General features: G+C 65.5%; 14 protein-coding genes and 1 pseudogene. 1 reads left to right on the top strand and 14 read right to left on the bottom strand.

All coding sequences use genetic code 11. The annotated features are described in order from the left end of the window. The first annotated feature begins 1 nt into the window (after position 1). On the top strand, positions 2-259 hold the full coding sequence (locus ABNP31_RS13230) for a DUF6555 family protein (protein ID WP_025339101.1): 258 nt from the start codon (positions 2-4) through the stop codon (positions 257-259). 256 nt (positions 260-515) lie between these two features. On the opposite strand, the gene ABNP31_RS13225 is transcribed toward ABNP31_RS13230, so the two are convergent. The 14 genes and pseudogenes from ABNP31_RS13225 to paaH form a co-directional block, all read right to left on the bottom strand. Next, positions 516-686: a hypothetical protein gene (locus ABNP31_RS13225; protein ID WP_158090796.1), complete on the bottom strand. Its 171-nt coding sequence runs from the start codon at positions 684-686 to the stop codon at positions 516-518. 156 nt (positions 687-842) lie between these two features. After that, positions 843-2,894 carry a phenylacetic acid degradation bifunctional protein PaaZ gene (paaZ, locus tag ABNP31_RS13220; protein ID WP_085664844.1) on the bottom strand — a complete coding sequence of 684 codons (2,052 nt, stop codon included), beginning with the start codon at positions 2,892-2,894 and terminating at the stop codon, positions 843-845. Between the two features lie 27 nt (positions 2,895-2,921). Next, positions 2,922-4,154 (bottom strand): OprD family porin, encoded by a 1,233-nt coding sequence (locus ABNP31_RS13215; RefSeq protein WP_350012358.1) that lies wholly within the window; start codon positions 4,152-4,154, stop codon positions 2,922-2,924. 40 nt (positions 4,155-4,194) lie between these two features. Further along, positions 4,195-5,763: pseudogene (locus tag ABNP31_RS13210) on the bottom strand (cation acetate symporter); the annotation flags it as partial. Further along, the gene (locus ABNP31_RS13205; protein WP_004376242.1) at positions 5,754-6,062 is read right to left on the bottom strand and encodes a DUF485 domain-containing protein; all 309 of its coding nucleotides are present in this window, start codon (positions 6,060-6,062) and stop codon (positions 5,754-5,756) included. The gene ABNP31_RS13205 and the pseudogene ABNP31_RS13210, both read right to left, overlap by 10 nt. 229 nt (positions 6,063-6,291) lie before the next feature. Beyond that, entirely contained in the window at positions 6,292-7,368 is a 1,077-nt protein-coding gene (paaE, locus tag ABNP31_RS13200; RefSeq protein WP_350012356.1) for a 1,2-phenylacetyl-CoA epoxidase subunit PaaE, read from the bottom strand. A gap of 15 nt (positions 7,369-7,383) precedes the next feature. After that, on the bottom strand, positions 7,384-7,917 hold the full coding sequence (paaD, locus tag ABNP31_RS13195; protein WP_085664847.1) for a 1,2-phenylacetyl-CoA epoxidase subunit PaaD: 534 nt from the start codon (positions 7,915-7,917) through the stop codon (positions 7,384-7,386). Continuing rightward, on the bottom strand, positions 7,904-8,662 hold the full coding sequence (paaC, locus tag ABNP31_RS13190) for a 1,2-phenylacetyl-CoA epoxidase subunit PaaC (protein ID WP_085664848.1): 759 nt from the start codon (positions 8,660-8,662) through the stop codon (positions 7,904-7,906). Before paaC ends, paaD begins: the two co-directional genes overlap by 14 nt. Before the next feature lie 8 nt (positions 8,663-8,670). Beyond that, positions 8,671-8,952 carry a 1,2-phenylacetyl-CoA epoxidase subunit PaaB gene (gene paaB / locus ABNP31_RS13185; RefSeq protein WP_013972614.1) on the bottom strand — a complete coding sequence of 94 codons (282 nt, stop codon included), beginning with the start codon at positions 8,950-8,952 and terminating at the stop codon, positions 8,671-8,673. Positions 8,953-8,977: 25 nt separating this feature from the next. Further along, positions 8,978-9,967, bottom strand: coding sequence for a 1,2-phenylacetyl-CoA epoxidase subunit PaaA (gene paaA / locus ABNP31_RS13180; protein ID WP_025339109.1), 990 nt, complete (start codon positions 9,965-9,967; stop codon positions 8,978-8,980). Positions 9,968-10,224: 257 nt separating this feature from the next. Beyond that, the gene (gene paaK, locus ABNP31_RS13175) at positions 10,225-11,544 is read right to left on the bottom strand and encodes a phenylacetate--CoA ligase PaaK (RefSeq protein ID WP_238066331.1); all 1,320 of its coding nucleotides are present in this window, start codon (positions 11,542-11,544) and stop codon (positions 10,225-10,227) included. A gap of 121 nt (positions 11,545-11,665) precedes the next feature. Further along, a complete protein-coding gene (pcaF, locus tag ABNP31_RS13170; protein WP_350013397.1) occupies positions 11,666-12,886 on the bottom strand; it encodes a 3-oxoadipyl-CoA thiolase in 1,221 nt (406 codons plus the stop codon). Then, entirely contained in the window at positions 12,879-13,319 is a 441-nt protein-coding gene (gene paaI, locus ABNP31_RS13165) for a hydroxyphenylacetyl-CoA thioesterase PaaI (RefSeq protein ID WP_350013396.1), read from the bottom strand. The genes pcaF and paaI overlap by 8 nt, the downstream gene beginning before the upstream one ends. After that, positions 13,312-14,829, bottom strand: coding sequence for a 3-hydroxyacyl-CoA dehydrogenase PaaH (gene paaH, locus ABNP31_RS13160; RefSeq protein WP_350013395.1), 1,518 nt, complete (start codon positions 14,827-14,829; stop codon positions 13,312-13,314). The genes paaI and paaH overlap by 8 nt, the downstream gene beginning before the upstream one ends. Positions 14,830-14,831: the final 2 nt, after the last annotated feature.

Raw genomic sequence — 14,831 nt, 5'->3', positions numbered from 1 at the left:
GATGCCTAGCCCACAGCTGTACATCATCGATTACCAACTGCATGGCCAGCCGCGCAGTTTCATCATCCGTCTGGAGACGCTGGACAATGCCGAGGCCTGGCATTGGGCGAGTTGCGATGCGGGCATCGGCATCATTCCCAAGTTCGGCCGGGAGAAGATCAGGAAAGTCAGCAGGCCGATGGCCGAGCGCTATGGCATTACCGCGGTGAGCTGGCGGGTATCCGGCGGCAAGCCGAACCAGTCTGCGGCGACAATGTGATACCCCCGACTGCACAATCCGTGCGGGAACAGATGTCCTGCTCAAATTCTAAAAGTTGGCACGATCCTCTGTGGGAGCGGCTTTAGCCGCGAACACCGGCGCAGCCGGTGCCATGCACCGCGTTGGATTCTTCGCGGCTAAAGCCGCTCCCACAGGGTACGAGGTTCGCTTGCGAATTCCGTTATCTGTGCGACAGCGCGGCCCAAAGGGTTGGCCAATCTCCCACACGGGATCGCGCAGACCGTCTGCATGACGGTCAGGCACCGGACTCGGGGTCGCTGGCCGGTACGCCCGGGCGGTTCTCTTCGTCATCTGTCACATTGGGGTCGGCATCCGGGTCATCTGCCCGGTCATTGCGCCGGTCCGGCTCGAGCTCTGGCCAGTCATCCTGTGCGCTACCGCCACCCATCGCAGTAAAATCTTTCATCTCGCAACCCTCGCTCTCGATGAAAAAAAGGCCCGCGATCAGGCGGGCCCAATACAGGAGTGAGAGGCGAAGCCATTGACCACCCCTCATTGAATGAGAGCGGTAACAGCCAGGGGAGGTCGGTTGGATATCCACCGCCCCTGACCAACGGCACTGTCAGGGCTGTTTCAGCACCAGGGTGAGAATGTCGTAGCTGGCGACCAGCTCGCCCAGCTGGTTGGTCACCTCCACATCCCACGCCACCACGCCCTGGGGCTGGCCCAGCGGGCTGGTCTTGCCCTGGTCGATCTTGCGCTTGCAGGTCAGGCGCGCCTGGATGGTGTCGCCGATGCCCACCGGGTTGATGAAGCGCAGGGTATCCAGGCCGTAGTTGGCCAGTACCGGGCCTGCACCCGGGGAGACGAACAGCCCGGCCGCTGCCGACAACACGAAATAGCCGTGGGCGATGCGCTTGCCGAACTGCGATTGCTTGGCGGCGATCTCGTCGAAGTGCATGTAGAAATGGTCACCCGACAGGCAGCCGAAGTTGACCAGGTCGGCTTCGGTCACGGTGCGCCGGTGGGTGAGCAGCGACTCGCCGATGCGCAACTGCTCGAAATAGCGGCGGAACGGGTGCACTTCGGTTTCGATCACTTCGCCACCGCGCACGTATTCGCCGGTTACCGCCGTGAGCATGCTCGGCGAACCCTGTACAGCGGCACGTTGCAGGTAGTGCTTGACGGCACGCAGGCCACCCAGCTCTTCACCACCACCAGCGCGGCCCGGGCCGCCATGCTTTAGCTGCGGCAATGGCGAGCCATGGCCCGTGGATTCCTTGGCTGCCTCGCTGTCGAGTACCAGCAGGCGGCCATGCCAGGCGGCAGCCACCGGGATGGCCTTGGCTGCCACGCTGCGGTCGGCGGTGACCAAGGTCGCCACCAGGCTGCCTTTGCCCCGAGCGGCCAGCGCCAGGGCTTCATCGAGGTCGTCATAGGCCATCAGCGTGCTGACCGGGCCGAACGCTTCGATATCGTGGGCACCGCCTTCGGCATGCGGGTCACGGGCCTGCAGCAGGGTCGGGGCAAAGAACGCGCCCTCGGCCACGCCCTCGCCACGCGGCGCAAAGCCATCGCTGGCGCCGAACAGCTGGTCGCAGCTCTGCAGCAGGCTGCGCACCCGCTCGGCCACATCGTGCTGCTGGTCGTGGGAGGCCAGGGCGCCCATGCGCACACCCTCCACCGACGGGTCACCGACCACCACCTTGGCCAGCCGCTCGCGCAGGCGCGTGGCAACGGCGTCGATGTGCCTGGCCGGTACGATGGCGCGGCGGATGGCGGTGCATTTCTGCCCGGCCTTGGTGGTCATTTCGCGGGCCACCTCCTTGATGTACAGGTCGAACTCTTCGCTGTCCGGGGTCACGTCCGGGCCGAGGATGGCGCAGTTCAGCGAATCGGCTTCGGCGGTGAACGGCACCGAGTTGCGTACCAGGTTCGGCGTGACGCGCAACTTGGCGGCGGTGTCGGCGGAACCGGTGAAGGTCACCACGTCCTGGCCTTGCAGGCGGTCGAGCAGGTCGCCGGTGCTGCCGATCACCAGTTGCAGGCTGCCTTCGGGCAACAGGCCGGATGCATTCATCAGGCGCACCACGGCCTCGGTCAGGTAGCTGGTCGAGGTCGCCGGCTTGACGATGCATGGCATGCCGGCCAGGAAGGTCGGGGCGAACTTCTCCAGCATGCCCCAGATGGGGAAGTTGAAGGCGTTGATGTGCACTGCCACGCCGGCGCGCGGCACCAGGATGTGGCTGCCGGCGAAATGGCCTTGCTTGCCCAGCGGGATGGCCGGGCCTTCGTGCACCAGGTTGCCCGACGGCAGCTCACGGCTGCCGATACCCGCATAGGAGAACAGCGTGGCGTTGCCGCCTTCGATGTCGATCCAGCTGTCGGCACGGGTGGCGCCGCTGTGGTGGGACAGGGCATAGAGCTGCTCCTTGCGCTCGGCCAGGTACAGGGCCAATGCCTTAAGGCGGGCAGCGCGTTGCTGGAAGTCCATGGCCATCAGCGCGGCCAGGCCACGGGCGCGGGCAAAGTCCACGGCTTCGGCGAAGTCCGGGCGCTCTTCGTGGCTGTAGGCCAAGACGTGGCCATCCAGGGCGCTACGCAGGGCCTGGGCGCCGTGCTGGCCAAGCCAGCGGCCGGCGATGAAGCTTTGCAGGGTAGGGGCGGCAGACATGCTGTTCTCCAATGTAGAGGGGCGCTGTTACCACAGCGCCACGGTGTAGCCGATGATCAGGCGGTTTTCGTCCACGGCGTTGGTCAGGCCATTGCCGGAACGGAAGGTGACGTTGCGCCAGCGCAGGCTGACGTCCTTGAACGGGCCGCTCTGGATGACATAGGTGATGTCGGTGTCGCGCTCACGCTCACGGCCATTGCTGACGGTGGCGGTTTCGGCGTGGCGGCCATCGGTGTAGCGGGTCATGAAGCTCAGGCCGGGGATACCCATGGCGACGAAGTCGTAGTCGTAGCGCACCTGCCACGAGTCCAGCCCGGCGCGGGTGAAGGTGTTGTAGGTGACCAGGTTGACGGTGAACGGGTCGCCGCCGTTCACGAACGGGAAGGCACTGTCGCCGGACATCTGCTGCCAGGCGGCGGTGAACTTGTGGGCCCGTACGCCGAGGGTGAACATGGCGTTGAAGTTGCGGTTGTCGATGTTGCCGGCACGCTCGGCGCCGTCGTTGCGGCTGTCGAAGTAGCGCAGGTCGGTGCGCAGGCTCAGGCCTTCGCCCAGCGGGCGGGTATCGATCAGGCCGACGAACTGCTGGCGGTAGATGTCCTCGAGCTTGGCGTAGTAGTAGCTGACGCTGGTTTGCGGGGTGATGGCGTAGCTGCCGCCGCCGAAGTCCAGGTGGTCGCTGCTGGCGGCGCCGTAGCCGATGTCGTCGCGGCCCGAGGAATCACGCAGGTTGGCCTTGGTCAGGCGGCCGGCGTTGAAGGTCAGGCCGGCCAGGTCCTGGCTGGTGAGCAGGCCGCCCTGGAAGGTGGAAGCCAGCAGGCGGGTGTCGTTGTACACCACCACCGGCAGGATCGGTTGCAAGGTCCCCAGGCGCAGGGTGCTCTTGGCCATCCGCACCTTGCCGGTCAGGCCCAGTTCGCTGTAGTCATCGACCGGTTCATGGCTGTTCGGGCCGAAAGGCAGCAGGCCGGTATTGCGGCGGTCACGGCTGGAGTCGAGCTTGATGCCCAGTTGGCCCATGGCGTCGACACCAAAGCCGACCGGGCCTTCGGTGAAGCCCGACTCCAGCTTGGCGGTAAAGCCCTGGCCCCATTCCTCGGCCTTGGCCTGCGGTGCGTTGCTCTGGCGGAAGTCGCGGTTGAGGTAGTGGTTGCGCAGCTCCAGCCGGGCGTGGCTGTCGCCGATGAAGTCTGCCATCGCCGGCATCGGCAGGGCGAGGGTCGCCAGCCAGGCGGCCGAAATGAAGTGCGTGCGGTTCATTGTTGTTGTTTTACCCGACATGGTTGTTCTTCCCTGAGAGTCAGTGCTTGCTGGCGCCGGCAGCGCCGATTCCGGTCATGGAACGGATGAACTGGGCCAGGTAGCGGCCACGTTCCTGGCTGGCCCGTTCGGAGCTGTCAGTGACCGAGAACACCCAGGCGCCGAGGAAGGCCAGGCTCATGGAGAACAGCGCCGGGTTGCTGTAGGGGAACAGCGCCTTTTCGTGATGCAGCACGTTGACCCACACCGCCGGGCCCAGCACCACCAGCAGCACCGCCGAAACCAGGCCGGCCATGCTGCCGCACACCGCGCCGCGGGTGGTCAGGCCTTTCCAGAACATCGAAAGCAGCAGCACCGGGAAGTTGACCGAGGCGGCCACCGCCAGCACCAGGCCGGAGAGGAAGGCGATGTTCTGCGACTCGAACATCAGGCCGAGGATGACCGCCAGCAAGCCGATCAGCAGGGTGGCGATACGCGACACGCGCATTTCCTCCTGCTCGCTGGCCTTGCCCTGGCGCACCACGCAGGCATACAGGTCGTGGGAAACGGCCGATGCACCGGACAGCGCCAGGCCGGCGACCACCGCCAGGATGGTGGCGAAGGCCACGGCGGAGATGAAACCGAGGAACAGGTTGCCACCCACGGCCTGGGCCAGGTGCACGGCGACCATGTTGCCGCCGCCGATGATCGCGCCGGTGGCGTCACGGTAGGACGGCTCGGTGCCGACCATGACGATGGCACCAAAGCCGATGACGATCAGCAGCAGGTAGAAGTAGCCGATGAACCCGGTGGCATAGAACACGCTCTTGCGCGCTTCCTTGGCATCGCTGACGGTGAAGAAGCGCATCAGGATATGCGGCAGGCCGGCGGTACCGAACATCATGCCCAGGCCCAGGGAAATGGCGTCCACCGGGTTGGACAGCAAGCCGCCCGGGGCCATGATCGCCTGGCCCTTGGCATGCACGGCCACGGCGCTGGCAAACATCGCCTCGGTGCTGAAGCCGAAATGCTTGAGCACCATGAAGGACATGAAGCTGGTGCCCGACAGCAGCATCACCGCCTTGATGATCTGCACCCAGGTGGTGGCGAGCATGCCGCCGAAGGTGACGTAGGCGACCATCAGCACGCCGACCAGCATCACCGCGTACAGGTAGCTGATGCCGAACAGCAGTTCGATCAGCTTGCCGGCACCGACCATCTGCGCCACCAGGTACATCAGCGCCACCACCAGGGTGCCGAAGGCCGAGGTCAGGCGCACCGGGGTTTGTGCCAGGCGGTAGCTGACCACGTCGGCGAAGGTGTACTTGCCCAGGTTGCGCAGGCGTTCGGCGATCAGGAACAGGATGATCGGCCAGCCGGCCAGTACGCCCAGGGCATACAGCAGGCCGTCGTAGCCGTTCATGAACATCATTGCCGAAATGCCCAGGAACGACGCGGCGCTGATCATGTCGCCGGCGATCGCCAGGCCGTTCTGCATGCCGGTCAGGCCCCCGCCGGCGGTGTAGAAGTCGCTGGCCGAGCGGGTGCGCATGGCAGCCCAGCGGGTGACCAGCAGGGTGAAGCAGACGAACACCATGAACATCGAGATGGCGGTCCAGTTCATTGTGCGCACTCCTGCTTGACCTTGTCGTTGAGCGGGTCGAGCACGTTGTTGGCGCGGTGCACGTAGATACCGGTCAGGGCGAAGGACAGCAGCACCATCAGCACGCCCACCAGCATGCCGACGGTGGTGACGCCACCACTGAGGGACTGGCCGAGGGTGCTGGGGGAGAACGCCACCAGCAGGACGAAGCCGTAGTAGATCACCAGCATGGCCAGGGTCAGGCTGCCGTTGAGGCGGCGTTTGCGCTGCACCAGGTGCTGGAAGTCGGGGTGGTTGGCGATGCTTTCGATGCGTTCGGGTGTCATGGGTTGCGATCTCTGGGTGTTGTAATTGTTTTGTTGAGGTCACGCGGGTGTTGCATTGCAATGCTGTTGGTGCGGCCTTTGTAGGAGCGGCCTTGTGTCGCGAAAGGGCTGCGCAGCAGCCCCGGCAATCCATGATCAGGGCCAGGATCCTGGGGCCGCGTTGCGGCCCTTTCGCGACACAAGGCCGCTCCTACAGAGACCGCGTCAGCAGCCCGAGAGGGGCTTGGGCCTACAGCTGGTCGAAATCGAGCACTACCTTGTCGCTCACCGGGTAGGTCTGGCATGACAGCACGTACCCGGCCGCCACTTCGTAGTCCTCCAGGGCATGGTTGCTGTCCATCTCCACTTCGCCCTCGATTACCCGGCACTTGCAGGTCGAGCACACGCCGGCCTTGCACGAGTACGGCAGTTCGGCGCCGATGGCGTTGCCGGCGTCCAGCACGTTCTGGGTGTTGCGTGGCAGGTCGAAGGTGAGGGCGCGGCCGTCGCTGATCACGGTGATGTGGCTGAGCGCCGAGTCCACCTGGCGCGCCGCCTCGCGGGCTTCACGACGGGCTTCGCTGCCGGCGGCGGCGAACAGCTCGAAATGGATGCGTTCCTTGGCCAGGCCATTGGCCCGCAGGCTGTCGCGCACCGTCTCGGTCATCGCCTGCGGGCCGCAGATGAATGCAGCGTCCAGGTTGGCAACGTCCATCCAGCGCGAGAACAGCTGGCCGCACTTGTCGGCATCGATGCGGCCGTTGTACAGGTCGACATCCTGCTGCTCGCGGCTGAACACGAAAATCAGGTTCAGGCGGTCGAGGTAACGGTTCTTCAGGTCTTCCAGCTTGTCGCGGAACAGTGCGCCAGAGCTGGAGCGGTTGCCGTACAGCAGGGTGAAGCGGCTGTGTGGCTCGCTGGCCAGGGTAGTGGCGATGATCGACAGGATCGGGGTGATGCCGCTGCCGGCAGCCACGCCCAGGTAGTTGCCCTGGCAAGCCGGTTCCAGTGGTACGAAGAAGCTGCCCGACGGCGGCATCACTTCCAGTTGCTGGCCGGCCTTGAGCACGTCATTGGCAAATGCCGAGAAGCGCCCGCCAGGCACGCGCTTTACCGCCACACGCAGTTCGCCGTCCTGCACGGCACTGCAGATGGAGTAGGAACGGCGGACTTCTTCGTTGTCCAGCTGGGTACGCATGACCAGGTACTGGCCCTGGGTGAAACGGAACTGCGCCTGCAGGTGCTCGGGCACGTCGAAGGCAATCGACACCGCATCGCGGGTCTCGTTGCGCACTTGCTTGATGGTCAGGCTGTGAAACTGGCTCATGGCGATCTCCACGGCTCAAATGCATTTGAAATAGTCGAACGGCTCCAGGCACTCGCGGCAGCGGTAAAGCGCCTTGCAAGCCGTGGAACCGAACTGGCTGAGCAATTCGGTATGGGCGCTGCCGCACTGCGGGCAGCACACCTGCGGCGCCTCGCCGAGCAGGCTGCGTTTGCTGGCGCTGCCCTGTGGCGGGGCGATGCCGTAGGCGCGCAGGCGCTCGCGGCCCAGTTCGCTGATCCAGTCGGTGCTCCAGGCCGGGGTCAGCCGGCGCTCCAGAGCCGGGGCGGGGAAACCGGCCTGTTCCAGCGCCTGGCGGATATCCCCTTCGATCACCTCGGTGGCCGGGCAGCCGGAGTAAGTCGGCGTGACGACCAGGTGCAAGTGCCCGGCGTGCCAGCCGAGGTCGCGCACGATCCCCAGGTCGACCACGCTGACCACGGGCACTTCCGGGTCCATGACCTGGGCCAGTACCGCCCAGGCCCGGGCCAGGTCGTCGCCGCGTGGCGCGCGGGCGCCACGGTCGCCTGCAATCAGCTCACCAGGTTGCATCGGGATACGCCCTTGGCAGGAACTGCATCTCGGCCAGCAGCAGGCCCAGGTGCTCGGTGTGCAGGCCTTTGCGACCGTCCAGGTAAAAGTGGCTGGCGGCCTTGGGCAGCGGCAGCTCGACCGAAGCGAAGGTCTCGCCAACCTGCTTGAGCCAGGCCGCGCCGACGGCAGCGGGGTCGGCGGCGATACCCGCCTGTGCCAGGTGCACTTCATTGTCGCTACCGGCAGCCAGCTCGACGGTGAAGCGCCACAGTGCCGGGATGGCCGCGAGCATGCGCTGGCGGCTTTCTTCGGTGCCACCGCCCAGGCGTTGCACCCACTCGCTGGAGCGGCGCAGGTGGTAGGTGACTTCCTTCAGGGCCTTGGCGGCGATACCGGCGATACGCTCGTCGTTCGAGCCGACCAGGCCCTGAAGCATGGCGAAATGCCAGGCGTCATAGAAGAACTGTTTGGTCATGGTCACGGCGAAGTCGCCGTTGGGCTGCTCGACCAGCAACAGGTTGCGATAGGCGCGCTCGTCACGGCGGAAGGCCAGGGCGTCGGCGTCACGGCCATCATCGAGCAGCTCGGCGGCGTACTCCAGCCAGTTGCGCGCCTGGCCTACCAGGTCGAGGCCGACGTTCATCAGGGCCAGTTCTTCTTCGATGGCCGGGGCGCGGCCACACCATTCGCAGAGGCGCTGGCCCTGCACCAGGGCACTGTCGCCGAGCAGCAGCAGGTAGGGGACAAGGGTTTCGTTGTGCATGGCCAACCTCACATGTGTCCGACTTCGTCGGGCAGTTCGTAGAAGCTGGCATGGCGGTAGACCTTGTCGTCCGCCGGGGCGAACAGCGGGTCTTTCTCGTCCGGGGAAGAGGCGGTGATCAGTGCCGAGGGCACCACCCACAGGCTCACGCCTTCGCTGCGGCGGGTGTACAGCTCGCGGGCGTTTTCGATGGCCATGGCAGCATCGGCGGCGTGCACGCTGCCGACATGCTTGTGGTTAAGGCCGTGCTTGCTGCGCACGAACACTTCGTAGAGGGTCCAGACAGACATTTTCGATCTCCGCATCAATCGCCGCTCAGGCGGCGTTCTTGTTCTGTTGCTTGCGCGCGTAGGCCACGGCGGCCTCGCGTACCCAGGCACCGTCCTCGATGGCCTTGCGTCGGGTGGCGACGCGTTCCTGGTTGCATGGGCCATTGCCCTTGATCACTTCGTAGAACTCGTCCCACTGGATTTCGCCGAAGTCGTAGTGGCCGCGCTCGGCGTTCCACTTCAGCTCGGGATCGGGGGCGGTGCAGCCGAGCAATTCGAGCTGCGGCACGGTCTGGTCGATGAAGCGCTGGCGCAGCTCATCGTTGGTCTGGCGCTTGATCTTCCAGGCCATGGACTGGGCGCTGTTGGGGGAGTGCTCGTCGCTGGGGCCGAACATCATCAGTGCCGGCCACCACAGGCGGTCGATCGCGTCCTGGACCATGTCGCGCTGGGCCTGGGTGCCGTGGCGCATCATGGTCAGGAGGATTTCGTAGCCCTGGCGCTGGTGGAAGCTCTCTTCCTTGCAGATGCGGATCATCGCGCGCGAATACGGGCCGTAGGAGGTGCGCTGCAGCACCACCTGGTTGACGATGGCGGCGCCGTCCACCAGCCAGCCCACTGCGCCCATGTCGGCCCAGCTGAGGGTGGGGTAGTTGAAGATGCTCGAGTACTTGGCCTTGCCACTGTGCAGCTTGGCGATTTCTTCGTCACGGTCGGCGCCCAGGGTTTCCATGGCGCTGTACAGGTACAGGCCGTGGCCGGCTTCGTCCTGGATCTTGGCCATCAGCTGCAGCTTGCGCTTGAGGCTGGGGGCACGGGTGACCCAGTTGCCTTCGGGCAGCATGCCGACGATTTCCGAGTGGGCGTGCTGGGAGATCTGCCGGATCAGGGTCTGGCGGTAGGCCTCGGGCATCCAGTTCTTGGCTTCGATCTTGATTTCGGCGTCGATCTTTTCCTGGAAGTTGCGCTCCTCGGGCGACATCTCTTCCAGCGACTTGACGCGCTTGACTCCGGTTTCCACTAGCTGTGCGTACATGTGTTCCGACTCCTGCTAAGGCATGAGTCATTTGTAAGCGATACAAAACATAACGTCAAACAGTTTTATGTGTATCGAATAGATTTGTGTATCACATTGGCGGCCCTTTCGCGGGTAAACCCGCTCCCACAGGTCATGTGCAGCCCCCAGGCATCATGCAATTCCTGTGGGAGCGGGTTTACCCGCGAAGAGGCCAGCCGAAAAAATGCAAAAAAAAGCCCCGGACGATGCCGGGGCCGAAAAGGCAGCCGAATGAATCAGCTGGCCAACCGTTTGTCGAACACGTGGCAGGCCTTGCCCTCGGAACGCTTGAGCGTGCCGCAGGGCTGCAGGCGCACCTGGGTGCTGATGCCGATGTAGGTCTTGATCTGCTTGGTCAGCTCACCGGTCAACACCTTGCGCTGGCCTTCATCGAGGTGCTGGCACTCCGCACGCAGTTCCACATGCACCTCGACACTGTCCAGGTTGCCATTGCGATACAGATGAATCTCATAAAGCTCGGAAAGCTGTTTTATTTTTAGCACCTGCTCCTCGATCTGGGTCGGGAACACGTTGACCCCGCGAATGATCAGCATGTCATCGCTGCGGCCGGTGATCTTGCCGATCCGCCGCATCGGCCTGGCGGTGCCGGGCAGCAGGCGAGTGAGGTCGCGGGTGCGGTAGCGCACCATGGGCAACGCTTCCTTGCTCAGTGAGGTGAACACCAGTTCGCCCAGTTGGCCGTCCGGCAGCACCGCACCGGTGACCGGGTCGATGATCTCGGGGTAGAAATGGTCCTCCCAGATGGTCGGGCCATCCTTGGTTTCGATGCACTCCATCGCCACCCCAGGCCCCATGATTTCCGACAGGCCATAAATGTCGAGGGCATCGATGCCCAGCCGTTGCTCGATAGAGCGGCGCAGCTCGTCGGTCCACGGCTCGGCGCCGAATATGCCCAGGCGCAGCTTGAGGTCTTGCGGGTCGATGCCCTGGCGCTCGATCTCGTCGGCCAGGTTGAGCATGTAGGAGGGGGTGACCATGATGATGTCGGGCTGGAAGTCGCGAATCAGCTGCACCTGCTTCTCGGTCTGGCCACCGGACATGGGGATTACCGTGCAGCCCAGGCGCTCGGCACCGTAATGCGCGCCAAGCCCGCCGGTGAACAGGCCGTAGCCGTAGGAGACATGCACCTTGTCCCCCTTGCGCCCACCCGCGGCACGGATCGAGCGGGCGACCACGTTGGCCCAGGTGTCGATGTCGTTCTGGGTGTAGCCCACCACCGTCGGCTTGCCGGTAGTGCCACTGGAGGCGTGCAGGCGCACCACCTCTTGCTGGGGCACGGCGAACATGCCGTAGGGGTAGTTGTCGCGCAGGTCGTTCTTGCCGGTGAAGGGGAACCTCGCCAGGTCTTCCAGGCACTTGAGGTCGTCGGGGTGGGCGCCGCACTCGGCAAAGCGCTGGCGGTACAGCGGCACGTTGTCGTAGGCGTGCTTCAGGCTCCAGCGCAGGCGCTCCAGCTGGTGCTGGCGCAGGGCGTCGACACTGGCGGTTTCCATCGGGTCCAACAGGGCACGATCGGCATCATGGTACATGTTCATGGCTTCACTCGAATTGTTCTTGTACGCCGCGCGGTACCGGTTGCAGGCCGCGCGGTGAGTGTCATGGAAGCAGCATATACGGCTGCGTTCGGTTCGGTAACAAGCCGATGGTCTGAGCCGCTCAGAGGCGTTCGATGACCATCGCGATGCCTTGGCCAACGCCGATGCACATGGTGCACAGGGCGTAGCGTCCGGCGGTTTCTTCCAGCTCGTGCAACGCGGTGGTGACCAGGCGTGCACCGCTCATGCCCAACGGGTGGCCGAAGGCGATGGCACCGCCGTTGCGGTTGACCCGCTCGTCGTCGTCGGCCAGGCCGAGCTCGCGCAGTACCGCAAGGCCCTGGGCGGCAAAGGCCTCGTTGAGCTCGATGACGTCCATGTCGGCCAGCGACAACCCGGTAAGCTCCAGCACCTTGCGGGTAGCCGGCACCGGGCCGATGCCCATCAGCCGTGGTTCGACCCCGGCCACCGCCATGCCGACGATTCGGCCGCGAGCCTTCAGGCCATGACGGCGGGCGGCGGTGCTGCTGGCGAGCAGCAGGGCGCAGGCACCATCGTTGACCCCGGAAGCATTGCCAGCGGTGACGCTACCGCCCTCACGGAACGGGGTACCCAGCCTGGCCAGTTGCTCCAGGGTGGTGTCGCCGCGGGGATGTTCGTCGTGCTCGACCACTTTGGCCGGGCCTTTGCGCTGCGGGATCTCGACTGGCACGATTTCCCGTGCCAGGCGCCCGCGTGCCTGGGCGGCGGCGGCCTTGTGCTGGCTGCGCAGGGCAAAGGCGTCCTGGTCGGCGCGGGAAATACCAAACTGCTGCGCAACGTTCTCGGCCGTTTCCGGCATCGAGTCGGTGCCGAAGGCCGCCTTCATCAGCGGGTTGACGAAACGCCAGCCGATGGTGGTGTCGAACAGTTCGGCCGCACGGCCGAACGCCTGCTCCGCCTTGCCCATGACGAACGGCGCGCGTGACATCGACTCCACGCCGCCGGCCAGCATCAGCCCGGCTTCGCCGCAGCGCAGGGCGCGGGCTGCATTGCCGATGGCATCCAGGCCGGAGCCACACAGGCGGTTGATGGTGGTGCCCGGCACTTCGATCGGCAACCCGGCCAGCAAGCTGGCCATGTGCGCGACGTTGCGGTTGTCCTCGCCAGCCTGGTTGGCGCAGCCGAGGATGACGTCGTCGATGGCTTTCCAGTCCAGTTCGGGGTGGCGCTGGATCAGGGCCTTGAGCGGGATGGCGGCCAGGTCATCGGCGCGCACGCCGCTCAAGGCGCCGGCATATCGGCCGATGGGGGTGCGCACGGCGTCGATGATCAAGGCATCGGCTTGGGTGTGTTCAGTCATCTTGCGTCTCCTGCGCCAGCACGGTGCCGCGCACTTTGTAGGATTTGCCATGGAACATCGCCACCAGCTCACCGCGCTGGTTCTCGATGCGGACGTGGTACAGGCCGGTGCGGCCCTTGCGGCTGACCTCGCTGGCGCGGGCGGTAAGCACATCATCGCGCAGCGCCGGGGCCAGGTAGTCGATGCTGCAGCCCAGGGCAACGGTGGCCTGGTCGTGACTGTTGCAGGCGAAGGCAAACGCCGAGTCGGCCAGGGCGAACAGGAAGCCGCCATGGCAGGTGCCATGCCCCTGAATCATGTCGGCGCGTACCGGCATGCGCAGGCATGCCTGGCCCGGGCCGGCTTCCAGCAGGCGGATGCCCAGGCCCTGGGTGGCCTGGTCGCGGGCGTACATGGCCTCGGCACAGGCTTGTGCCAGTTCGACATCAGTCATGCAGGGTGCCTCCTTTGGCTTCGCAGCGGCGTAACAGCAGGGAAGGGCGGTAGCGGCTTTCGCCGTAGCTGCGCTGCAGGTTGTCGAGCACGCGCAGGGTGTGGGGGATGCCGATGTTCGCGGCCCAGGCCAGCGGGCCGCAGGGGTAGTTGACGCCGGCGCGCATGGCCAGGTCGATGTCGGCGGCGCTGCCGACACCTTGCAGCACGGCATCGGCGGCCTCGTTGGCGAGCATCGCCACGGTGCGCAGCACCACCAGGCCGGGCAGGTCGGCGACCGCCGTTACCTTCAGGCCGGCACGCCGCAGCAAGGCCACCGCCTGGTCACGAGCGTTGTCGCTGGTGTCGGCCGACCAGCTGATGGCGAGGCGGGTGGCGGTGGTGTAGTCCAGGGCAAGGTCGAGCAGCACCAGGTTGCGCAGGCCGTCTTCCCGGGCGCGCTGGCTGGCCAGGCGGCCATCGGACAGCGCCAGGGTGGCATCGCCCACCTGGATCAGGCCGCTGCCGGCGCGCTGGGTCACGGCGACGCCGCTCTGGCGCAGGCGTTCGACCAGCGGCTGCATCACCCCCAGGTCGCCTTCGACGACGCAGGCATCGACGATGGCGGGGCTATGCAGTTCGGCTGGCTGCGGGCGTTCGGCGCCTTCGGCATAGCTATAGAAGCCTTGGCCGGTCTTGCGCCCGAGGCGGCCTGCGTCCACCAGTTCTTTTTGCACCAGCGAAGGCTGGAAGCGGAAGTCGCCGTAGAACGCATCGAAGACCGAACAGGTAACGGCGTAATTGACATCGTGGCCGATCAGGTCGGTGAGTTCGAACGCGCCCATGCGGAAACCGCCGGCATCACGCAGCAGCGCATCGAGGCTGGCGCAATCGGCTGCGCCTTCCTGCAGCAGGCGCAAGCTTTCGGCGTAGAACGGCCGCGCCACACGGTTGACGATGAAGCCCGGCGTGGAGCGCGTGTGCACCGGCTGCTTGCCCCAGGCCTGGGCGGTGGCATGAATGCATGCGGCAACGGCCGGGGCGGTGGCCAGGCCCGAGACCACTTCGACCAGGGCCATCAGCGGCGCCGGGTTGAAGAAGTGCATGCCAACCACCTGGTGCGGGCGTTGCAGGCCGGCGGCGAGGCTGGTGATGGACAGCGACGAAGTGTTGCTGGCGAGGATGCAGTCGGTGGCGCACAAGGCTTCCAGCTGGCTGAACAGCGCCTGCTTGACCTGCAGGTTCTCGACGATGGCCTCGATCACCAGGCGGGCATCGGCCAGGGCTTCAAGGGCGTCTACCGGGCACAGCCGGGCGCTGATGGCTTCCCGTTCGGCAGCCTGCAACTTGCCTTTTTCCACCAGGCGGGCAAGTTGCCGGTCTATGCCGGCCACCGCCTGGGCTGCAGCGCCCGGGCGGTTGTCGTAGAGCTTTACCGGGTGGCCGGCCTGGGCCGCAACCTGGGCGATGCCTGCGCCCATGGCGCCTGCACCGATCACCGCCACCTGGGCATTGCTTGCGAGTGCGCTCATGA

Source organism: Pseudomonas asiatica (genome assembly GCF_040214835.1).
GTDB lineage: Bacteria > Pseudomonadota > Gammaproteobacteria > Pseudomonadales > Pseudomonadaceae > Aquipseudomonas > Aquipseudomonas putida_Z.
The sequence above is the reverse complement of the archived record's forward strand: the minus strand, read 5'-3'. Positions and strand labels throughout refer to the sequence as shown.